General features: G+C 47.2%; 31 protein-coding genes. All 31 read left to right on the top strand.

What is annotated here, in order from left to right; genetic code table 11:
- Nucleotides 1-43: 43 nt before the first annotated feature.
- Entirely contained in the window at nt 44-4,270 is a 4,227-nt protein-coding gene (gene rpoC / locus ACMXYW_RS15540) for a DNA-directed RNA polymerase subunit beta' (protein ID WP_415904628.1), read from the top strand.
- A gap of 143 nt (nt 4,271-4,413) precedes the next feature.
- Complete coding sequence (gene rpsL, locus ACMXYW_RS15535) at nt 4,414-4,788, top strand: 30S ribosomal protein S12 (protein ID WP_007021369.1); 375 nt, start codon at nt 4,414-4,416, stop codon at nt 4,786-4,788.
- Between the two features lie 121 nt (nt 4,789-4,909).
- A complete protein-coding gene (gene rpsG / locus ACMXYW_RS15530) occupies nt 4,910-5,380 on the top strand; it encodes a 30S ribosomal protein S7 (RefSeq protein WP_415882741.1) in 471 nt (156 codons plus the stop codon).
- Nucleotides 5,381-5,398: 18 nt separating this feature from the next.
- A complete protein-coding gene (fusA, locus tag ACMXYW_RS15525; protein WP_415882740.1) occupies nt 5,399-7,492 on the top strand; it encodes an elongation factor G in 2,094 nt (697 codons plus the stop codon).
- 37 nt (nt 7,493-7,529) lie between these two features.
- A complete protein-coding gene (gene tuf / locus ACMXYW_RS15520) occupies nt 7,530-8,753 on the top strand; it encodes an elongation factor Tu (RefSeq protein ID WP_415904627.1) in 1,224 nt (407 codons plus the stop codon).
- A gap of 221 nt (nt 8,754-8,974) precedes the next feature.
- Nucleotides 8,975-9,286, top strand: coding sequence for a 30S ribosomal protein S10 (gene rpsJ, locus ACMXYW_RS15515; RefSeq protein ID WP_075174125.1), 312 nt, complete (start codon nt 8,975-8,977; stop codon nt 9,284-9,286).
- Between the two features lie 122 nt (nt 9,287-9,408).
- A complete protein-coding gene (gene rplC / locus ACMXYW_RS15510) occupies nt 9,409-10,047 on the top strand; it encodes a 50S ribosomal protein L3 (protein ID WP_415882738.1) in 639 nt (212 codons plus the stop codon).
- A gap of 11 nt (nt 10,048-10,058) precedes the next feature.
- On the top strand, nt 10,059-10,664 hold the full coding sequence (gene rplD, locus ACMXYW_RS15505; RefSeq protein ID WP_415886127.1) for a 50S ribosomal protein L4: 606 nt from the start codon (nt 10,059-10,061) through the stop codon (nt 10,662-10,664).
- On the top strand, nt 10,661-10,957 hold the full coding sequence (gene rplW, locus ACMXYW_RS15500) for a 50S ribosomal protein L23 (protein ID WP_415886126.1): 297 nt from the start codon (nt 10,661-10,663) through the stop codon (nt 10,955-10,957). The genes rplD and rplW overlap by 4 nt, the downstream gene beginning before the upstream one ends.
- Before the next feature lie 15 nt (nt 10,958-10,972).
- Entirely contained in the window at nt 10,973-11,800 is an 828-nt protein-coding gene (gene rplB, locus ACMXYW_RS15495) for a 50S ribosomal protein L2 (protein WP_415882736.1), read from the top strand.
- A 12-nt stretch (nt 11,801-11,812) separates the two neighbouring features.
- Entirely contained in the window at nt 11,813-12,088 is a 276-nt protein-coding gene (rpsS, locus tag ACMXYW_RS15490) for a 30S ribosomal protein S19 (protein WP_415882735.1), read from the top strand.
- 11 nt (nt 12,089-12,099) lie between these two features.
- A complete protein-coding gene (gene rplV / locus ACMXYW_RS15485; protein ID WP_415884689.1) occupies nt 12,100-12,429 on the top strand; it encodes a 50S ribosomal protein L22 in 330 nt (109 codons plus the stop codon).
- Nucleotides 12,430-12,452: 23 nt separating this feature from the next.
- The gene (gene rpsC, locus ACMXYW_RS15480; protein ID WP_415882734.1) at nt 12,453-13,133 is read left to right on the top strand and encodes a 30S ribosomal protein S3; all 681 of its coding nucleotides are present in this window, start codon (nt 12,453-12,455) and stop codon (nt 13,131-13,133) included.
- Between the two features lie 11 nt (nt 13,134-13,144).
- Nucleotides 13,145-13,558 carry a 50S ribosomal protein L16 gene (gene rplP, locus ACMXYW_RS15475; RefSeq protein WP_415899437.1) on the top strand — a complete coding sequence of 138 codons (414 nt, stop codon included), beginning with the start codon at nt 13,145-13,147 and terminating at the stop codon, nt 13,556-13,558.
- Entirely contained in the window at nt 13,558-13,749 is a 192-nt protein-coding gene (gene rpmC, locus ACMXYW_RS15470) for a 50S ribosomal protein L29 (RefSeq protein WP_299179666.1), read from the top strand. Before rplP ends, rpmC begins: the two co-directional genes overlap by 1 nt.
- 2 nt (nt 13,750-13,751) lie before the next feature.
- Nucleotides 13,752-14,015, top strand: coding sequence for a 30S ribosomal protein S17 (gene rpsQ / locus ACMXYW_RS15465; RefSeq protein ID WP_292949289.1), 264 nt, complete (start codon nt 13,752-13,754; stop codon nt 14,013-14,015).
- 74 nt (nt 14,016-14,089) lie between these two features.
- Entirely contained in the window at nt 14,090-14,458 is a 369-nt protein-coding gene (gene rplN / locus ACMXYW_RS15460; RefSeq protein WP_007021360.1) for a 50S ribosomal protein L14, read from the top strand.
- A 102-nt stretch (nt 14,459-14,560) separates the two neighbouring features.
- Entirely contained in the window at nt 14,561-14,875 is a 315-nt protein-coding gene (gene rplX, locus ACMXYW_RS15455; protein WP_415886125.1) for a 50S ribosomal protein L24, read from the top strand.
- Nucleotides 14,876-14,886: 11 nt separating this feature from the next.
- Nucleotides 14,887-15,426, top strand: coding sequence for a 50S ribosomal protein L5 (gene rplE / locus ACMXYW_RS15450; protein WP_415882731.1), 540 nt, complete (start codon nt 14,887-14,889; stop codon nt 15,424-15,426).
- Nucleotides 15,427-15,438: 12 nt separating this feature from the next.
- The gene (rpsN, locus tag ACMXYW_RS15445; protein WP_415882730.1) at nt 15,439-15,744 is read left to right on the top strand and encodes a 30S ribosomal protein S14; all 306 of its coding nucleotides are present in this window, start codon (nt 15,439-15,441) and stop codon (nt 15,742-15,744) included.
- Between the two features lie 80 nt (nt 15,745-15,824).
- A complete protein-coding gene (gene rpsH, locus ACMXYW_RS15440) occupies nt 15,825-16,217 on the top strand; it encodes a 30S ribosomal protein S8 (RefSeq protein ID WP_415904626.1) in 393 nt (130 codons plus the stop codon).
- Nucleotides 16,218-16,230: 13 nt separating this feature from the next.
- Nucleotides 16,231-16,764: a 50S ribosomal protein L6 gene (gene rplF, locus ACMXYW_RS15435; RefSeq protein ID WP_415886124.1), complete on the top strand. Its 534-nt coding sequence runs from the start codon at nt 16,231-16,233 to the stop codon at nt 16,762-16,764.
- A gap of 13 nt (nt 16,765-16,777) precedes the next feature.
- On the top strand, nt 16,778-17,128 hold the full coding sequence (gene rplR, locus ACMXYW_RS15430) for a 50S ribosomal protein L18 (protein WP_415886122.1): 351 nt from the start codon (nt 16,778-16,780) through the stop codon (nt 17,126-17,128).
- An 11-nt stretch (nt 17,129-17,139) separates the two neighbouring features.
- On the top strand, nt 17,140-17,640 hold the full coding sequence (gene rpsE, locus ACMXYW_RS15425) for a 30S ribosomal protein S5 (protein ID WP_297309703.1): 501 nt from the start codon (nt 17,140-17,142) through the stop codon (nt 17,638-17,640).
- Between the two features lie 6 nt (nt 17,641-17,646).
- Entirely contained in the window at nt 17,647-17,826 is a 180-nt protein-coding gene (gene rpmD / locus ACMXYW_RS15420; RefSeq protein ID WP_297309705.1) for a 50S ribosomal protein L30, read from the top strand.
- Nucleotides 17,827-17,842: 16 nt separating this feature from the next.
- A complete protein-coding gene (rplO, locus tag ACMXYW_RS15415; protein WP_415886121.1) occupies nt 17,843-18,277 on the top strand; it encodes a 50S ribosomal protein L15 in 435 nt (144 codons plus the stop codon).
- On the top strand, nt 18,278-19,606 hold the full coding sequence (gene secY, locus ACMXYW_RS15410; RefSeq protein ID WP_415882724.1) for a preprotein translocase subunit SecY: 1,329 nt from the start codon (nt 18,278-18,280) through the stop codon (nt 19,604-19,606).
- Nucleotides 19,607-19,626: 20 nt separating this feature from the next.
- On the top strand, nt 19,627-19,743 hold the full coding sequence (rpmJ, locus tag ACMXYW_RS15405) for a 50S ribosomal protein L36 (protein WP_007021200.1): 117 nt from the start codon (nt 19,627-19,629) through the stop codon (nt 19,741-19,743).
- 147 nt (nt 19,744-19,890) lie between these two features.
- On the top strand, nt 19,891-20,247 hold the full coding sequence (gene rpsM, locus ACMXYW_RS15400; protein ID WP_415882723.1) for a 30S ribosomal protein S13: 357 nt from the start codon (nt 19,891-19,893) through the stop codon (nt 20,245-20,247).
- Between the two features lie 25 nt (nt 20,248-20,272).
- The gene (gene rpsK, locus ACMXYW_RS15395) at nt 20,273-20,662 is read left to right on the top strand and encodes a 30S ribosomal protein S11 (protein ID WP_415882722.1); all 390 of its coding nucleotides are present in this window, start codon (nt 20,273-20,275) and stop codon (nt 20,660-20,662) included.
- A gap of 15 nt (nt 20,663-20,677) precedes the next feature.
- The gene (gene rpsD, locus ACMXYW_RS15390) at nt 20,678-21,298 is read left to right on the top strand and encodes a 30S ribosomal protein S4 (protein ID WP_415882721.1); all 621 of its coding nucleotides are present in this window, start codon (nt 20,678-20,680) and stop codon (nt 21,296-21,298) included.
- Nucleotides 21,299-21,304 lie beyond the last annotated feature (6 nt).

Raw genomic sequence — 21,304 nt, 5'->3', positions numbered from 1 at the left:
TTCGGGCGGCCTCGAGCAAGAACTCCGTTAGGAGCTTGAAAGAATGAAAGATCTGCTGAATCTGCTGAAAACACAGGGCCAATCTGAAGAGTTCGACTCTATCAAGATCACTCTGGCCTCTCCGGAAATGATCCGTTCATGGTCGTACGGTGAAGTTAAAAAGCCGGAAACTATTAACTACCGTACGTTCAAGCCAGAACGTGAAGGTCTATTCTGTGCCAAAATCTTTGGTCCAGTAAAAGACTACGAGTGCTTGTGCGGTAAATATAAGCGCATGAAACACCGCGGTGTTATCTGTGAGAAGTGTGGCGTTGAAGTAACGCTAGCTAAAGTTCGTCGTGAGCGTATGGCACACATCGAACTAGCTTCTCCTGTAGCGCACATTTGGTTCCTTAAGTCTCTGCCATCCCGTATCGGTTTGATGCTGGATATGACGCTACGTGATATCGAACGTGTTCTATACTTCGAATCTTTCGTAGTAATCGATCCAGGCATGACTACGCTTGAGCGCGGTCAGCTACTGAACGATGAGCAGTACTTTGAAGCGCTAGAAGAGTTCGGTGATGACTTCGACGCACGTATGGGTGCAGAAGCTGTTAAAGAACTATTGTCTTCTATTGAGCTTGAAGAAGAAGTTAATCAACTGCGTGAAGAACTACCGCAGACTAACTCTGAAACTAAGATCAAGAAGCTTTCTAAGCGTCTTAAACTACTAGAAGCTTTCTACAAGTCAGGCAACAAGCCTGAGTGGATGATTCTTGAAGTACTACCAGTACTTCCACCAGATCTTCGTCCGCTAGTACCACTAGATGGTGGTCGTTTCGCGACATCTGATCTTAATGATCTTTACCGTCGTGTTATCAACCGTAACAACCGTCTTAAGCGTCTACTTGACCTTAATGCTCCAGATATCATCGTACGTAACGAAAAACGTATGTTGCAGGAATCTGTTGATGCATTGCTAGATAACGGCCGTCGCGGTCGTGCGATTACTGGCTCTAACAAGCGTCCACTGAAATCTTTGGCTGATATGATCAAAGGTAAGCAGGGTCGTTTCCGTCAAAACCTTCTAGGTAAGCGTGTTGACTACTCTGGCCGTTCTGTAATCGTGGTAGGTCCGTACCTACGTCTACACCAGTGTGGTCTTCCTAAGAAGATGGCACTTGAGCTATTTAAGCCATTCATCTTCTCCAAGCTAGAGCTTCGTGGTCATGCGACTACAATCAAAGCGGCTAAGAAGATGGTTGAGCGCGAAGAAGCACTAGTTTGGGATATCCTAGACGAAGTAATCCGTGAGCACCCTGTACTACTTAACCGTGCTCCAACACTTCACCGTCTTGGTATCCAGGCATTTGAGCCTGTACTGATCGAAGGTAAAGCTATTCAGCTTCACCCACTAGTTTGTGCGGCATACAACGCCGACTTCGACGGTGACCAGATGGCTGTACACGTTCCGCTGACTATTGAAGCTCAGTTGGAAGCGCGTGCGTTGATGATGTCTACAAACAACGTACTATCACCTGCCAATGGTGAGCCGATCATCGTGCCTTCTCAGGACGTTGTATTGGGTCTTTACTACATGACTCGTGATCGAGTGAACGCGAAAGGTGAAGGCATGGTATTTGCTGACATCGAAGAGATCGCTCGAGCGCAAGGTGCCGGTGAACTTGATCTACAAGCGAAGATCAAAGTACGTGTTACAGAAAGCATTCGTGACATCGAAGGTAACCTAGAAACCATTACTGAAATGAAAGAAACAACGGCCGGTCGTGCTTTGTTGTTCGCAATCGTTCCAGCAGGTCTACCTTACGAGCTTGTTAACCAGCCAATGAAGAAGAAAGCGATCTCTCGCCTTCTTAACGAGGCGTACCGTCGCTGTGGTCTGAAAGATACAGTTATCTTTGCTGACCAACTGATGTACATGGGCTTCCGTCAGGCAACGATGTCTGGTGTTTCTATCGGTGTTAACGACTTCGAAATTCCAGCTGAGAAAACAACTATTATCGATGAAGCAGAAGCTGAGGTAATGGATATCGAACGTCAGTTCGCTGATGGTTTGGTAACTCAAGGTGAAAAATACAATAAAGTTATCGATATCTGGTCTCGTGCTAACGAATTGTTGGCTAAGAAGATGATGGATAACTTGAAGACTGAGCCGGTTGTTACAAAAGATGGCGAAGAGTCCGAGCAGGAATCTTTCAACTCTGTATACATGATGGCCGATTCCGGTGCCCGTGGTAGTGCTGCACAGATTCGTCAGTTGGCGGGTATGCGTGGTCTGATGGCTAAACCGGATGGCTCAATCATCGAAACACCGATCACTGCGAACTTCCGTGAAGGTCTAAACGTACTTCAGTACTTTATCTCTACTCACGGTGCTCGTAAGGGTCTAGCCGATACGGCATTGAAGACAGCTAACTCCGGTTACCTAACGCGTCGTCTAGTAGATGTAGCTCAAGACGTAGTTATCACAGAGCATGATTGTGGTACTGAAGAAGGTCTGAGCATGGTGCCTCTGATCGAAGGTGGTGACGTAGTAGTTGCGCTGGGTGATCGTGTACTAGGTCGTACAGTGGCTGTCGATGTTTTAGACCCGCAGGGTGTAGAAGTTCTAATCGAAGCGGGTACGCTAATCGATGAAGCATGGAAACATCGTCTAGAAAATGATGAGAAGTACTCTTCTATCGATGAGATTATCGTTCGAAGTGCGATCACATGTCGTACACGTCACGGTATCTGTGCTAAATGTTACGGTCGTGATCTTGGTCGCGGTCACTTGGTTAACCCAGGTGAGGCAGTGGGTGTTATCGCTGCTCAGTCAATCGGTGAGCCAGGTACACAGCTAACAATGCGTACGTTCCACATCGGTGGCGCGGCATCACGAGCAGCTGCTGTAGACAGCATTCAGGTTAAGAACGGCGGTGAAATTCGTCTTCATAACCTTAAGTTTGTAGAGCGTCCAGATGGTGCGTTGGTTGCAACTTCTCGTTCTGGTGAACTAGGTGTAACTGATGAGCACGGTCGTGAGCGTGAGCGTTACAAGCTTCCATACGGTTCTGTGATCAAAGTTAAAGACGGTAGCTCTGTTGAAGCAGGCGACATCGTAGCTAACTGGGATCCACATACTCACCCAATCATCTCTGAGGTGGCGGGTAAGGTAGAGCTTTCAGGCATGGAAGACGGTATTACCGTTAAGAGCCAGACTGATGAGCTAACAGGTCTATCTACAACTGAGGTGTTGGACGTTAAAGATCGTCCAGCAGCAGGTAAAGATATCCGTCCTATGATCAAGCTATTGGATGCGAAAGGTAATGAAGTAATGCATCCAGGTACAGATTCTGCCGCGCAGTATCTACTACCAGCTAAAGCGATCATGAACCTTAGCGATGGCGCTGAAGTACAAGTAGGTGACGTTCTTGCACGTATTCCTCAAGAAGGTACTGTGAACAAGGATATCACCGGTGGTCTGCCGCGAGTTGCGGATCTATTCGAAGCACGTAAACCGAAAGAGTCTGCGATTCTTGCAGAAGTTTCTGGTCTAATCGGCTTCGGTAAAGAGACTAAAGGCAAGAAACGTCTTGTGATCTCTCCTAGTGATGCAGAGCCACATGAAACAATGATCCAGAAATGGCGTAACCTGAACGTGTTCGAAGGTGAGCATGTAGAGAAAGGTGAGGTTGTTTCTGATGGTCCGTCTAACCCACATGACATTCTACGCGTACTAGGTGTAGAAGAGCTGGCGAAATACATCACTGGTGAAATCCAGGACGTATACCGTCTACAGGGTGTAGGCATCAACGATAAGCACATCGAAGTAATTGTTCGTCAGATGCTGCGTAAAGTTGAGATCGTATCTGCGGGTGATTCTTCATTCATCCCAGGTGATCAGGTTGAATACCAAGCTGTATTGGCAGAGAACGAAGAGCTAGAAGCTGCTGGTAAGATCCCAGCTAAGTACGATCGCGTACTATTGGGTATCACTAAAGCATCTTTGGCTACTGAGTCCTTCATCTCAGCAGCATCCTTCCAGGAAACAACTCGAGTTCTGACGGAAGGTGCGGTAACAGGCAAGCAGGACTTCCTGCGCGGCCTGAAAGAAAACGTGGTAGTAGGTCGTCTGATCCCAGCGGGTTCAGGTCTTGCTTACCATGAAGAGCGTAAGCGCAAACGTGCTCAACCTGCTGAAGGTGAGTCCGTGACAGTAAGTGCTGAAGAAGTTCAGCAGGCACTGACAGAAGCGCTAAATGCTTCAATGCCAGATGCTGAATAACAATTTATTCGAAAATATTGAATAAATAGTATCCAGTATTTGACGTTTAGGGCCGGAATTGATTAAAATTCCGGCCCCTTTGTGATTGGATTGTGTAAATCCAATTTTTTTATGGTGTTAAATCAAAACGTGGAGTTTGCTTAATGGCAACGATTAACCAGCTGGTACGTAAACCACGTAAACGCAAAGTTCAGCCAAGCGATGTTCGTGCATTGCAGGCTTGTCCTCAGCGTCGTGGCGTTTGTACCCGTGTATACACCACTACTCCGAAAAAACCGAACTCAGCACTACGTAAAGTATGTCGTGTTCGTTTGACCAACGGCTTCGAAGTTGCTTCCTACATTGGTGGTGAAGGTCACAACTTGCAGGAGCACAGCGTTGTTCTAATTCGTGGTGGTCGTGTTAAGGACCTTCCTGGTGTTCGCTATCACACAGTTCGTGGCGCACTAGATTGCTCAGGTGTTAATGAGCGTAAGCAAGGCCGTTCTAAGTACGGTGCTAAGCGTCCTAAGTCTTAATCGTCGTCCCAACATAGTGCTTTAGTTATCTAAACACTGTGTTGAATACACGGTAAGAGTAAGGCCTAGCATCAATTGCTTGGAATACCTGAAGACCTTTTAATTTATTGAGGGCTTATCAATGCCTAGAAGACGCGTCGCTGCAAAGCGCGAAATTTTACCGGATCCTAAATTCGGAAGCACAGTTCTTGCTAAGTTTATCAACCATGTAATGGTTCACGGTAAGAAGTCTGTAGCTGAGAAGATCGTTTACGGTGCTCTAGATAAAATCGAAGAGCGTTCTGAACAAGATCCAATCGAGCTATTCGAAAAAGCTCTAGAAGCTATCCAGCCAGCGGTTGAAGTTAAATCCCGCCGTGTTGGTGGTGCTACATACCAAGTACCAGTTGAAGTACGTCCTGCTCGTCGTATGGCTCTAGCTATGCGTTGGGCTGTAGACTCTGCTCGTGGTCGTGGTGAGAAGTCAATGGCTCTGCGTCTAGCAGGCGAGTTGATGGACGCTGCTGAAGGCCGTGGTGCTGCAGTTAAGAAGCGTGAAGACGTACACCGTATGGCTGAAGCGAACAAAGCATTCGCTCACTACCGCTTCTAAGATACTGAGGATTAAGTCGTGGCTCGTAAAACTCCTATCGCACGTTACCGTAACATCGGAATTTGTGCGCATGTAGATGCCGGTAAAACGACTACAACTGAGCGCGTCCTGTTCTATACCGGTCTTTCTCATAAGATCGGTGAAGTACATGATGGCGCTGCGACAATGGACTGGATGGAGCAAGAGCAGGAGCGTGGTATTACAATTACTTCTGCTGCAACAACTTGCTTTTGGAAGGGTATGAACCAGCAGTTCGATGATCATCGTATCAATATCATCGATACTCCTGGGCACGTTGACTTCACTATCGAAGTAGAGCGCTCATTGCGTGTGCTTGATGGTGCGGTTGTTGTGTTATGTGCATCTTCCGGTGTCCAGCCTCAGACAGAAACGGTTTGGCGTCAAGCTAACAAATATGAAGTTCCACGCATGGTATTCGTCAATAAGATGGATCGCCTTGGTGCGGATTTCTTCATGGTTGTAGATCAGTTAAAAGATCGTCTTGGCGCTAATGCTGTACCAATCAATTTCCCGATTGGTGCAGAAGAAGATTTTGTTGGTGTTGTCGATCTGGTTCGCATGAAAGCCATTATGTGGAATGAAGCGGATCAGGGTATGACCTACGAGCTGGAAGATATTCCAGCTGATTTGCAAGATAAAGCTGATGAGCTTCGTGAAGAGCTGGTTGAAGCTGCTGCTGAAGCATCAGAAGAGCTGATGGAAAAATACCTTGAAGAAGGTGATCTATCAGAGGAAGAGATTAAACAGGGGCTTCGTGCTCGTACCTTGGATAACGATATTGTTCTTATGCAGGCTGGTTCTGCGTTTAAGAACAAAGGTGTTCAAGCTGTTTTGGATGCGGTTATCGAATACATGCCATCTCCGATCGAGGTTAAATCGATCGAGGGTACGCTAGATGATGAACAGGAAACTGTTGCACAGCGTGAGGCTGATGATGACGCACCGTTCTCTGCTCTTGCATTTAAAATTGCTACAGACCCATTTGTGGGTACGCTTACGTTCGTACGTGTGTACTCGGGTGTTCTTAAGTCGGGTGATGCGGTCTTTAACTCTGTTAAGGGTAAAAAAGAGCGTGTTGGTCGTATGGTGCAGATGCATTCTAACAACCGTGATGAGATTAAAGAGGTTCGCGCAGGCGACATCGCAGCTCTAATTGGTATGAAGGATGTAACTACAGGTGATACTTTATGTGATGGTGACAACAAGATTGTCCTTGAGCGTATGGAGTTCCCTGCACCAGTTATCTCTGTAGCGGTTGAGCCTAAGTCTCAAGCTGATCAAGAGAAGATGGGTATTGCGCTAGGTAAGCTTGCGCAAGAAGATCCATCTTTCCAAGTTGAAACAGATCAAGAGACGGGTCAGACAATTATTTCCGGTATGGGTGAATTGCACCTTGATATTCTCGTGGATCGTATGAAGCGTGAATTTAAGGTTGAAGCCAATATTGGTAAACCACAGGTAGCCTACCGTGAGAAGATCCGTCAGTCTGTTGACGCAAACCACAAGTTTGTACGTCAGTCAGGTGGTCGTGGTCAATATGGTCATGTTGTCGTTGAATTTAGCCCTTCTGATGAAGAGGGTCTAGAGTTTATCAACGAGATTGTCGGTGGTGCTATTCCTAAGGAATACATCCCAGCTGTACAAAAAGGTATTGAGGAGCAGATGCATAACGGTGTCATTGCTGGCTATCCGTTAATCGGCCTTAAGGCACGTTTGTACGATGGGTCCTTCCATGATGTTGACTCCAACGAAATGGCGTTTAAAATCGCTGCATCACAGGCGCTTAAAAAGTTCGCACAAGAAGCAAATGCGTGCTTGTTAGAGCCAATGATGAAAGTTGAAGTTGTAACCCCAGAAGATTACATGGGTGACGTGATGGGTGACCTGAACCGTCGTCGTGGTCTTGTGCAGGGGATGGAAGACAGTTCTTCGGGTAAGATTATCAACGCTCATGTTCCGCTGGGTGAGATGTTCGGTTATGCAACCGACCTACGCTCTGCGACGCAGGGTCGTGCGACTTACTCGATGGAGTTTCTCGACTACGCTGAAGCGCCACAAAATGTCGCTGACGCTGTAATCAATCAGAACTAATATTTTTATTCGCCTAATTACTTTGAGGTAATGAAAAGTGGCTAAAGAACAATTTGAACGCACGAAACCGCACGTAAACGTTGGTACAATCGGCCACGTTGACCACGGTAAAACAACGCTAACTGCTGCTCTAACACGTGTAGCTGCTGAAGTTTTCGGTGGTGAAGCGGTAGATTTCGCTAACATCGATAACGCTCCAGAAGAGCGTGAGCGTGGTATCACAATCGCGACTTCTCACGTAGAGTATGACACTCCAGAGCGTCACTACGCGCACGTTGACTGCCCAGGTCACGCTGACTACGTTAAGAACATGATCACTGGTGCTGCACAGATGGACGGCGCTATCCTAGTATGTGGTGCGACTGATGGTCCAATGCCACAGACTCGTGAGCACATCCTACTGTCTCGTCAGGTTGGTGTACCTTACATCGTAGTATTCCTAAACAAAGCAGACCTACTTGCAGAAGACTGTGGTGGTGCTGACTCTGAAGAATACGCTGAGATGCTAGAATTGGTTGAAATGGAGCTTCGTGAGCTTCTAGACCAGTACGAATTCCCAGGTGACGACACTCCAATCGTTCCAGGTTCTGCTCTAATGGCTCTAAACGGCCAGGACGACAACGAACTAGGTACTACTGCTGTTAAGACTCTTCTAGAAACTCTAGATTCTTACATCCCAGAGCCAGAGCGTGCAATCGACGGTGCATTCATCATGCCAATCGAGGACGTATTCTCTATCCAGGGTCGTGGTACTGTAGTAACTGGTCGTGTTGAGCGCGGTATCATCAAAGTTGGTGAAGAAGTTGAAATCGTAGGTATCAAAGAAACTACTTCAACTACTTGTACTGGTGTTGAGATGTTCCGTAAGCTTCTTGACGAAGGCCGTGCTGGTGAGAACGTTGGTGTTCTACTACGTGGTACTAAACGTGAAGAAGTTGAGCGTGGTCAAGTACTAGCAGCTCCAGGTTCTATCACTCCTCACACTCGTTTCGAGGGTGAAGTATACGTACTATCCAAAGAAGAAGGCGGTCGTCACACACCATTCTTCAAAGGTTACCGTCCACAGTTCTACTTCCGTACAACTGACATCACTGGTGCATGTGAGCTTCCAGAGGGTGTAGAAATGGTAATGCCTGGTGATAACGTTAAGATGGACGTTACACTAATCAACCCAGTAGCAATGGAAGAAGGTCTACGTTTCGCGATTCGTGAAGGTGGCCGTACTGTAGGTGCTGGTGTTGTATCTAAAATCGTTGAGTAATTAATACTCTTTGATTTGAAAAAGCCCTCCCTGTGAGGGCTTTTTTGTGCCTACTTATAAGCTTGTTCGGGGGTGTAAGTATAGATTGTTTGTTAATTGTACAAATTAATCCTGCTTACTGTTGACCTTCGCAAGTGACATAAGTAGAATTTGCGTCCCCCTCATAGTAGGGGGAGGTCGGCGTATGCCGTAAAATTATTTTTTGGAAATGTGTGATCGAAATGCAGAATCAGAAAATTCGTATTCGTCTGAAAGCCTTTGATCATCGCTTGATCGACTCTTCTGCGCAGGAAATCGTAGATACTGCAAAAAGAACAGGCGCTCAAGTACGAGGTCCGATCCCACTTCCTACTCGCAAAGAACGCTACACTGTTCTGATTTCACCTCACGTAAACAAAGATGCGCGTGATCAGTATGAAATCCGTACACATAAGCGTGTTCTAGACATCGTTGAGCCAACTGAGAAAACAGTTGACGCATTGATGAAGCTAGATCTTGCTGCGGGTGTTGAAGTGCAGATCAGCCTCGGCTAAAAGGCAACTGCGCAGAGTTAATTTTAATTAATGAAGCGCTTATTTAGTGTGGAATGCTCTGGAAAGGGCAGCCGTAGTGGGTAACAGCCCCGTACACAACTGGCAAGAGGTTTTAAAAGAAAATGTCTGTAGGTCTTATCGGACGTAAAGCGGGTATGACTCGCGTCTTCACTGAAGACGGCGTATCCGTGCCAGTCACCGTCATCGAAGTGGAACCGAACCGTGTTACTGCTGTGAAAACAGAAGAAACCGACGGCTACCAAGCAGTGCAGGTTACTACTGGTGCTAAGAAGGCTAACCGCCTTTCTAAGCCAGAAGCTGGTAACTTTGCTAAAGCTGGTGTTGAAGCTGGTCGTGGTTTGTGGGAGTTCCGCCTGTCAGGTGGCGACGAAGTCAACGTTGGCGACGAGCTGACAGTTGCGCGCTTCGAAGCTGGTCAGAAAGTTGACGTAACAGGTCAGTCTAAAGGTAAAGGTTTCCAGGGTGGCGTTAAGCGCTGGAACTTCTCCATGCAGGACGCGACTCACGGTAACTCTCTTTCTCACCGTGCTCCGGGTTCTATTGGTCAATGTCAGACTCCTGGTCGTGTTTGGAAAGGCAAGAAGATGGCAGGTCAAATGGGTAATGCTCAGGTTACTGTGCAGACCCTAGAAGTTGTTCGCGTAGACGCTGAACGCAACCTGTTGTTGATCAAAGGTGCTGTTCCAGGCGCAACTGGCGGTGACGTAATCGTTAAACCAGCTGTTAAAGCTGGCGCCTAAGGGGGTTTGAAATGAATCTGAATTTAGCTGGAGCTAATGGTTCGGTTGAAGTTTCCGACCTGGCTTTTGGTAAAGAATTCAACGAAACGCTAGTTCACCAAGTAGTTACAGCTTACTTGGCTGGCGGTCGTCAAGGCACTAAAGCTCAGAAAAACCGTTCTGCGGTTTCTGGCGGTGGTGCTAAGCCATGGCGTCAAAAAGGTACAGGTCGTGCACGTGCGGGAACTAGCCGTTCTCCAATCTGGCGTGCCGGTGGTGTTACCTTCGCGGCTCAGCCGCGTGACTACGCTCAGAAAGTAAACAAGAAAATGTACCGCGCAGCAATGCGTTGCATCTTCTCTGAGCTTGTACGTCAAGAACGTCTGGTAGTTGTTGAAGATTTCGCTTTGGAATCTCCAAAGACAAAACAGTTTGTGGCTAAGCTGAACGAGCTTGAGCTGACTAACGCACTGCTGATTACTGAAGATGTAGAGCAGAACTTGTACCTAGCTGCACGTAACGTACCACACGTTGATGTACGTGATGCTGCTGGCGTTGACCCGGTTTCTCTGGTTGGCTTTGATAAAGTACTAGTTACTGTTGCTGCTCTGAAGAAAATCGAGGAGAAGCTGGCATGAAACAGGAACGCATTTATCAAGTGCTGCTGGGTCCGCACATCTCCGAGAAAGCTACTATCGTAGCTGATGGTTCTCAGCAAGTAGTATTCCGTGTGGCTAAAGACGCTACTAAACCAGAAATCAAGCAAGCAGTTGAAGAGCTGTTCAACGTTAAAGTTAAAGGCGTGAACGTTCTTAATGCTAAGGGCAAAACCAAGCGTACTATGCGTGGTTTCGGCAAGCGTAGCGATGTGCGTAAAGCATACGTTTCTCTAGCTGACGGCTCTGAGATTGATTTCCTTGGTGGCGAGTAATAGAGGGTATATAAAATGGCAGTGACTAAAACTAAGCCGACCTCTGCTGGACGCCGTCATGTAGTTAAAGTGACTAACACTGAACTGCATAAAGGTAAGCCTCATGCAGCTCTTGTTGAGAAAAAGAGCAAGAGCGGTGGTCGTAACCACCACGGTCGCATCACTACTCGTCATATTGGCGGTGGTCACAAACAGCAGTACCGTATCATCGATTTCCGTCGTAACAAAGACGGTATTCCAGCGACAGTTGAGCGTTTGGAATATGATCCTAACCGTTCTGCGCATATCGCACTAGTTGTATATGCAGACGGTGAGCGTCGTTACATCATTGCACCTAAAGGTGTTTCTGCGGGCGCTAAGATCATGTCTGGCGATTCTGTAGATATCAAGCCTGGTAATACTATGCCTCTACGCAACATCCCAGTGGGTTCTGTAATCCACTGTGTTGAGTTGAAGCCTGGTAAAGGTGCTCAGATTGCTCGTTCTGCGGGTACATCTGCACAGTTGGTTGCACGTGAAGGTGCTTATGCGACTCTTCGTCTACGTTCTGGCGAAATGCGCAAAGTCCTAGTTGAATGTCGTGCAACTCTGGGTGAAGTGAGCAACAGTGAACACTCCTTGCGTCAGCTTGGTAAGGCTGGTGCTACGCGCTGGCGTGGTGTTCGTCCTACTGTTCGTGGTGTTGCGATGAACCCAGTAGACCACCCACACGGTGGTGGTGAAGGTCGTACTTCCGGTGGTCGTCACCCAGTGTCGCCATGGGGTGTTCCGACTAAGGGTTATAAAACTCGCAAGAACAAGCGTACTGATAAGTTGATCGTACGCCGTCGTAACGCTAAGTAAGAGGATACAGCTGTGCCACGTTCACTGAAGAAAGGTCCATTTATCGACCTTCACCTGTTGAAAAAGGTAGAGTCTGCAATTGAAGCAAACGACCGTCGTCCAATCAAAACTTGGTCACGTCGTTCTACGATCTTCCCGAATTTCGTAGGTTTGACAATTGCAGTACACAACGGCCGTCAGCATGTTCCGGTATTTATTTCCGAGGACATGGTTGGTCATAAACTGGGCGAGTTTGCTGTGACACGTACTTACCGTGGTCACGTAGTAGACAAGAAAGCCAAGCGATAAGGAGTTAGATGATGGAAGTTGCCGCTAAGCACAAAGGCGCCCGCATCTCTGCACAGAAAGCACGTCTGGTTGCTGACCAGATTCGTGGTAAATCTGTCGGTGAAGCTCTGGATATCCTGGCGTATAGTCCTAAAAAAGGTGCGGCGCTTGTTAAGAAAGTACTAGAGTCTGCTATTGCTAACGCAGAGCATAACGAAGGTGCTGATATTGACGAGCTACGTGTTTCTACAGTTTTTGTTGATGAAGCAATGACTATGAAACGCATCAAGCCGCGTGCGAAAGGTCGCGCTGATCGTATTTTGAAGCGCTCCTGTCACATCACTGTAAAAGTGGCCGACTGAGCTGACTGCTAGGAGATTCCGTTATGGGTCAGAAAGTACATCCTACGGGTATTCGTCTCGGTATTGTTAAAGATCACACTTCTGTGTGGTACGCAGACAAGAGCGAATACGCAAGCAAGCTGCAGAACGATCTGCAGGTGCGTGAGTACCTGGACAAGCAGCTTGAAAAAGCATCTGTTAGCCGCATCGAAATCGAGCGTCCTGCACAGAATGCAAAAATTACTATTCACACAGCTCGTCCGGGCATCGTGATTGGTAAGAAAGGCGAAGATGTTGAGAAACTACGTAACACTGTGTCTGAAATGATGGGTGTTCCAGTTCACATCAACATCGAAGAAATTCGTAAACCAGAACTAGACGCGCGTCTTGTTGCACAAGGTGTTGCAAGCCAGCTTGAGCGTCGTGTTATGTTCCGTCGTGCTATGAAGCGTGCGGTACAGAACGCAATGCGTCTTGGTGCTAAAGGTATCAAGATTCAGCTAGGTGGTCGTCTTGGTGGTGCCGAAATCGCTCGTAGCGAATGGTATCGTGAAGGTCGTGTGCCATTGCACACACTTCGTGCTGATATCGATTACGCTACTTATGAAGCGCACACTACTTACGGTGTGATCGGCGTTAAAGTCTGGATCTTCAAGGGTGAAGTTCTTGGTGGCATCGAACAAGTTCGTGCTGAAAAGAATGCGCCTAAGAAGAAAGGTAAGTGAGGTAGACGTCGATGCTACAACCAAAACGTCTTAAGTTCCGCAAAATGATGAAAGGCCGCAACCGTGGTCTAGCACAGCGCGGTAGCACTGTAAGCTTTGGTGAATTTGCACTGAAAGCGACCGGTCGTGGTCGTATCACTGCACGTCAGATCGAAGCAGCGCGTCGTACCATGACACGTCACGTTAAGCGTGGTGGTAAAATCTGGATCCGTGTGTTCCCAGACAAGCCAATTTCTAAGAAACCGCTTGAAGTACGTATGGGTAAAGGTAAGGGTGCGGTTGAGTACTGGGTTGCTCAAATCAAGCCGGGTAAGATTCTGTTCGAAATGAGCGGAGTTGATGAACAGCTTGCATCTGAAGCGTTCAACCTAGCTGCTGCTAAATTGCCTGTTGCAACAACCATTGTTAAACGGACGGTGATGTAATGAAAGCAACTGAACTACGTGAAAAGTCCGTTGATGAGCTACAGCAAGAACTACTAGGTCTTCTAAAAGAGCAGTTCAACCTGCGCATGCAGAAGACAACTGGTCAGCTTGCTCAGAATCATCTTCTAGGACAGGTTCGTCGCGATATCGCTCGTGTGAAGACAGTACTCAACGAAAAGGCAGGTAACTAAGTATGAGCGCCGAAAAACGTACTCGAACTGTTACTGGTCGCGTTGTTAGCGACAAGATGGATAAAACCATCACAGTTCTGGTTGAGCGCAAAGAGAAGCATCCGATTTACGGAAAATTCATGAAGCGCTCTTCTAAACTGCATGCTCACGATGAGAAAAATGAGTGCCAGCAAGGTGACCTAGTTACCATCGCAGAAACTCGTCCTTTGTCTAAGAATAAATCTTGGGCGTTGGTTCGTATTGAAGAGCGTGCAGCAAAGGTGTAAACTATCGCACCTTTGCTCCATTAGACGGTCCGTCCGCATTGCGGGCGGCCTAAAAATGTTTGTGGAGTAAGACCATGATTCAAACTGAATCTATGCTTGACGTAGCTGACAACAGTGGCGCTAAGCGAGTGCAGTGTATTAAGGTCCTTGGTGGTTCTCACCGCCGCTACGCTTCTGTAGGTGACATTATTAAAGTTACTGTTAAAGAAGCGATTCCTCGCGGTAAAGTGAAGAAAGGCCAGGTTCTTAACGCCGTAGTGGTACGTACCCGTAAAGGTGTTCGTCGTCCAGACGGTTCAGTAATCCGCTTTGATACAAACTCTGCGGTTCTACTGAATGCGAGCGACGCTCCAATCGGTACTCGTATCTTCGGCCCAGTGACGCGTGAACTTCGTTCAGAGAAGTTCATGAAAATCATTTCCCTGGCGCCTGAAGTGCTATAAAGATCGAACAATATACTGTTCGGTTTATGTGAAAACGCTAACACCGGAAGGTGTTGGCGTTTTTGAGCATGAGAGGGTAGCAGGAAGCGATATAGGTAAATTATGCGCAAAATTAAACGTGACGATGAAGTAATTGTCATCGCAGGAAAAGACAAGGGCAAGCGTGGCACAGTCATGCGTGTTCTGGACGATCGTTTGATCGTTTCTGGTATCAACATGGTGAAGAAGCACACTAAGCCGAACCCAATGTTGGGTAAAGCAGGTGGCATCGTTGAGAAAGAAGCTGCAATTGCAGTTTCTAACGTAGCGATCTTCAACCCGCAGACTGGTAAGGGCGATCGTGTAGGCTTCAAAGTTCTTGAAGACGGCACTAAGACTCGTATCTTCAAGTCTACCGGCGAAGTAATTGGCGGATAAGGGGAGATATCATGTCTAGATTAAAAGCGCTTTATAACGATTCCGTTAAGCAGCAGCTTAAAGATGAGCTGAACTGCCCTAACGTAATGGCAGTTCCACGTTTGACTAAAATCACTCTAAACATGGGTGTTGGTGAAGCGTTGGGCGATAAGAAAATGCTTGAGAACGCTGTTGCAGATATGACTGCAATTGCGGGCCAAAAGCCAGTTGTATGTTTGGCACGTAAATCTATCGCGGGCTTCAAAGTTCGTGAAGGTTGGCCAATCGGCTGTAAAGTAACACTACGTGGCGAGCGTATGTGGGAATTCTTGGACCGTTTGGTAGATATCTCTATCCCACGTATCCGTGACTTCCGTGGCCTAAACCCGAAATCTTTCGACGGTCGTGGCAACTACAGCATGGGTGTTAAAGAGCAGATCATCTTCCCTGAAATCGAATTCGATAAGGTTGATAAGATGCGTGGTATGGACATTACGTTCACTACAACTGCTAAGAACAATGATGAGGGTCGTGCTCTATTGGCTGCCCTGAACTTCCCGTTCCGTAAGTGATAGGCATACATCATGGCTAAAGAATCAATGAAGGCACGTGAAGACAAACGTGCGAAGCTTGTTGCACAGTATGCTGAGAAGCGTGCTGCACTAAAAGCAATTATCAACAACCCTAATTCATCTGAAGACGAAGTTTGGGATGCAGTGATCGCTCTACAGAAGCTACCACGCGACTCAAGCAAATCTCGTCAGCAGCGTCGTTGCCAGATTACTGGTCGTCCACACGCTGTATACCGTAAATTCGGTATTAGCCGTATTAAACTGCGTGAAGCAGCGATGCGCGGTGATGTTCCAGGTTTGAAAAAGGCAAGCTGGTAATCCACCAGTTTGTATAACGGTAAGCGCAGTGGTCCGGCCCTTTGGGTACCGCACTGTGCTGCACAAGAGGAAGTAAATGCATGAGCATGCAAGATACTCTAGCGGATATGTTTACTCGTATTCGTAACGGTCATATGGCTGAAAAGCAGGCCGTATCTATGCCGTCTTCCAAAGTAAAAGTATCAATTGCCAAAGTTCTTAAGGACGAAGGTTACATCGTTGACTACACAGTAGAAGGCGACGTAAAACCGGTTCTGAACATTGAGCTTAAATACTTTGAAGGAAAGCCGGTAATTGAAGAGATCAAACGCGTTAGTCGTCCAGGTCTGCGTATCTACAAGAACGCAAGCGAACTACCAAAAGTATCTGGTGGTCTGGGTGTAGCGATTATCTCTACAAGTAAAGGTGTAATGGCTGACCGCGCTGCACGTAGTGCTGGCGTTGGTGGCGAAGTAATCTGCACGGTATTCTAAGAGGTATTTCAATATGTCACGTATTGCAAAAAGCCCTGTTATCGTACCTGCAGGTGTTGAAGTTAAGATTGACGGTCAGACTGTCAATGTTAAAGGTAAAAACGGCCAGCTTTCACTAGACGTTCACCCAACTGTTGGTGTTGCTCTAGAAGAAGGTTCTGTGAACTTCACAGCTCGTGAAGCTTCCAAGCTGTCTCTTTCCTTGTCCGGTACTACACGCTCACTGGTTAACAACATGGTTGTTGGTGTGTCAGAAGGCTTCAAGAAAACTCTTGAGCTACAAGGTGTTGGTTACCGTGCTGCTGCTAAAGGCAACACGCTTAACCTTAACCTAGGTTTCTCGCACCCAATCGACTACGACCTACCAGAAGGTATCAAAGCAGAAACGCCTAATGTAACTACTATCATCCTTTCAGGAGCTGATAAGCAAGTTCTAGGTCAAGTTGCTGCTGAGATTCGTGCGTTCCGTCCACCAGAGCCATACAAAGGCAAAGGTGTTCGTTATGCTGATGAGTATGTTCGCCGTAAAGAAGCGAAGAAAAAGTAAATAGGGCAGGGTTATGAACGCTAAGAAACAATCTCGTATTCGTCGTGCTCGCCGCTCTCGCCTTAAAATGCGTGAGTTAGGTGCAACACGTCTGTGCGTTACACGCACACCGCGTCACATCTACGCTCAGGTTATCTCTGCTGATGGTGCTAAAGTTCTTGCAGCTGCATCAACTGTAGAAAAAGATCTGCGTGAATCTGCTGGCGGTAACGTTGCAGCAGCTGAAAAAGTAGGCGCATTGATCGCTCAGCGTGCTAAAGAAGCTGGCGTATCTGAAGTAGCATTTGACCGTTCTGGTTACCAGTATCACGGTCGTGTTAAAGCTTTGGCTGATGCAGCCCGCGAAGGCGGCCTGGAATTCTAAAGGGATCGAATATGTCAAATCATGAACAGAAAGACGGCGATCTGCAGGAAAAGCTGGTTCAGGTTAACCGCGTCGCTAAAGTAGTAAAAGGTGGTCGTATCTTCGGCTTTACAGCACTAACTGTAGTTGGTGACGGTAAAGGTCGCGTAGGTTTCGGTCGTGGTAAAGCTCGTGAAGTTCCTGCTGCTATTCAAAAAGCAATGGAACAAGCTCGTCGTAACATGGTTTCAGTTGAACTAAACGGCGACACGTTGCAGTACCCAATTAAAGCACGTCATGGTGCTTCTAAAGTTTACATGCAGCCTGCATCTCAAGGTACTGGTGTAATCGCAGGTGGTGCGATGCGTGCAGTACTAGAATTGGCAGGTGTCCATAACGTACTGGCTAAGTGCTACGGCTCTACAAACCCGGTTAACGTTGTACGCGCGACTGTTAAAGGTCTTGCTGCAATGAAGTCTCCGGAAGATGTAGCTGCTAAGCGCGGTAAGTCCGTAGAAGACATTCTGGGGTAATCGACAATGGCTAAGACTGTTAAAGTAACACTAGTACGTAGCCCTATCGGTACTCTTCCTAACCACAAATTGTGCGTTAAGGGTCTAGGTCTACGCCGTATTGGGCACACAGTTGAAGTAGAAGATACTCCATCTGTACGTGGCATGATCAACAAAGTTAACTACCTACTTCAGGTAGAAGACTAATAAGGGAGTTCAAAACATGCGTCTGAACACTCTAAGCCCTGCTGAAGGTTCTCGTAAAACGGCTAAACGTGTTGGTCGTGGTATCGGTTCCGGTTTGGGTAAGACTTGTGGCCGTGGTCACAAAGGTCAGAAATCCCGCTCTGGCGGTTCTGTAAAACCAGGTTTCGAAGGCGGTCAGATGCCTTTGCAGCGTCGTCTGCCGAAATTCGGTTTTACTTCTCGTATTGCTCGTTACGTTACAGAGATTCGTCTGAACGAACTTGCTAAGATCGAAGCTGAAGTAATTGATCTAGATGCTTTGAAAGCAGCAGACATCATCAAGCAGGAAATCAAAACTGCTAAAGTGATTTTGTCTGGTGAGATCAATAAGGCTGTCACTGTTAAAGGTCTTAAAGTGACCAAAGGTGCACAGGCTGCTATCGAAGCTGCTGGCGGTAAAGTCGAGGCGTAAATGGCTAAAAAAGGACCTATACCAGCGGGCAACCAAAGCGGACTAGGTGAGCTTAAGTCTCGTCTACTTTTCGTTTTGATGGCGATCGTTGTTTATCGTATCGGTGCACATATTCCTGTACCGGGTATCAACCCAGATCGTCTGGCCGCATTATTTGATCAGAACCAGGGCACAATCCTGAGTCTCTTTAACATGTTCTCCGGTGGTGCACTGGAGCGTATGAGTATCTTGGCATTGGGTATCATGCCGTACATCTCTGCATCGATTATTATGCAGCTGATGACGGTCGTTAGCCCTACCTTGGCTCAGTTAAAGAAAGAGGGTGAGGCTGGTCGTCGTAAGATTAACCAGTACACTCGCTACGGGACTGTAGCGCTTGCAACTGTACAAGCCTTTGGTATGGCCGTAGGCCTAGCCAATCAAGGTGTATCGTTTACCGCGGATGCCAGCTTCTATTTCGTAGCTGTTGTCACTTTGGTAGCGGGTGCAGTATTCCTAATGTGGTTAGGTGAGCAAGTCACAGAGCGTGGTATCGGTAACGGTATCTCCATTCTGATCTTTGCTGGTATTGTTGCCGGTTTGCCAAGTGCGATCGGACAGGCCTTTGAAGCAGCGCGTCAAGGTGATTTAAACATCCTTGCGCTGTTAGCTATTGCTGTACTAGCGATTGCTACAGTTGGTTTTGTTGTGTTTATGGAGCGCGGCCAACGCCGTATCACCATTAACTATGCTAAACGCCAACAGGGTAATCGTGTGTTCGCGGCACAATCTAGCCACCTTCCATTGAAGGTCAACATGGCTGGTGTGATTCCGCCGATTTTTGCATCCAGTATTTTGCTTTTCCCTGCCTCTATGGGCCAATGGTTTGGTCAGAGTGAAGGCATGGATTGGCTGCAAAATGTTGCATTAGCGCTTGGCCCAGGTCAGCCGCTTTACATTTTGTTATTCTCGGTCGCAATTATATTTTTCTGCTACTTCTACACAGCGATTGTTTTCAATCCTAAGGACGTAGCAGATAACCTGAAGAAATCAGGTGCTTTTATTCCGGGTATTCGTCCAGGTGATCAATCCGCACGTTACATTGATACCGTGCTGGGCCGATTGACCTTATTCGGTGCGCTTTATATTACTGCTGTATCTTTGATGCCTCAGTTCCTAGTAGTCGCAGCGAATGTACCGTTCTATTTCGGTGGCACCTCACTCCTGATCGTCGTAGTTGTCGTGATGGACTTTATGGCGCAGGTTCAGTCTCATCTGATGTCACATCAGTACGAGTCCCTGATGAAGAAATCTAATCTCAAAGGTGGCGGCGCAGGACTTTCGCGCTAAGGCCACAACTGGAGTAGATCATGAAAGTACGTGCATCTGTTAAAAAGATCTGTCGTAACTGCAAAATCGTTCGTCGTAACGGTTCAGTACGTGTGATCTGTAAAGTAGAGCCGCGTCACAAGCAGCGTCAGGGTTAATTAATCCCTGATTTGGGCGCAGATGGTGTGCAACACTTGATTTAATTTTAATCAATGTGTATTATTGCGCGCCTTCTGCGAACAGAACAAATTTTTATTGGTGTTTGATAATTTAAACAAACACCTTTTATTAAACGGAGTAATAGAATGGCCCGTATAGCTGGAGTCAACATTCCTGACAATAAGCATGCGGTAATTTCTCTGACTTACATTTACGGTATTGGCCGCACGACATCGTCTGCGATCTTAGAAACTTGCGGTATTGCACCGACTACTAAGATCTCTGATTTGTCCGATGAGCAATTGGACATCGTTCGTGGAGAAGTTGCTAAATTTACTGTTGAAGGCGACCTACGTCGTGAAGTATCCATGAGCATCAAACGTTTGATGGACCTTGGTTGTTTCCGCGGCATTCGCCACCGTCGTAACCTTCCGGTTCGCGGTCAGCGTAGTAAAACTAACGCGCGCACTCGAAAAGGCCCGCGTAAGCCGATCCGTAAATAAGTGGTAAGCGATAGGAATTCCGAATATGGCAAAGCCAGGTAATCGCACACGCAAAAAAGCGAAGAAGCAAATAGCGGATGGGTTCGCCCACATCCACGCTTCTTTTAACAATACGATCATTACAATTACCGATCGTCAGGGTAACGCTCTTTCTTGGGCAACTGCGGGTGGCTCCGGCTTCCGTGGTTCTCGTAAGAGTACCCCTTTCGCTGCTCAGGTTGCGGCTGAGCGCGCTGGACAGGCTGCATTAGAATATGGCCTGAAAAACTTAGACGTATTTGTAAAAGGCCCAGGACCAGGTCGCGAATCAGCGGTTCGTGCTCTGAACTCTGTAGGCTACAAAATTGCAAATATCACTGACGTGACGCCAATCCCTCACAATGGTTGTCGTCCACCGAAGAAACGTCGCGTTTAATCTGGAGACGGTAATATGGCTCGTTATCTTGGACCAAAGTGCAAACTGTCTCGTAGGGAAGGTACAGACCTTTTCCTAAAGAGCGGTGTTCGCGCACTGGACAGCAAGTGTAAAGCTGAGACTGTCCCTGGTGTTCACGGCGCTCGTCGCGGTCGTTTATCCGACTACGGCCTGCAGCTACGTGAAAAACAGAAAGTTCGTCGTATGTACGGCGTACTGGAACGTCAGTTCCGCAGTTATTATAAAGAAGCGGCTCGTCGTAGCGGTGCAACAGGTGAAAACCTTCTGCAACTGCTGGAAGGTCGTTTGGACAATGTTGTATATCGCATGGGTTTCGGTTCTACACGTGCCGAATCTCGTCAGATCGTATCTCACCGCTCAATCACTGTTAACGGTCAGGTTGTGAATATCGCTTCCTACCAAGTTAAAGCAGGTGATGTTGTAGCAGTACGTGAAAAAGCTAAATCTCAGTTGCGTATTAAAAACGCTCTAGAGCTAGCTGGCCAACGTGCAGCAGTTGAGTGGGTTGATGTAGACGCTGCAAAAATGGAAGGCACATACAAAGCCACTCCAGAGCGTTCTGATCTGTCCGCAGATATCAACGAACAGCTAATTGTAGAGCTGTACTCGAAGTAATTTTAA

Origin of the sequence: Neptuniibacter sp. QD48_55, assembly GCF_047778115.1 — a bacterium.
Taxonomy (GTDB): Bacteria; Pseudomonadota; Gammaproteobacteria; order Pseudomonadales; family Balneatricaceae; genus Neptuniibacter.
The sequence above is the reverse complement of the archived record's forward strand: the minus strand, read 5'-3'. Positions and strand labels throughout refer to the sequence as shown.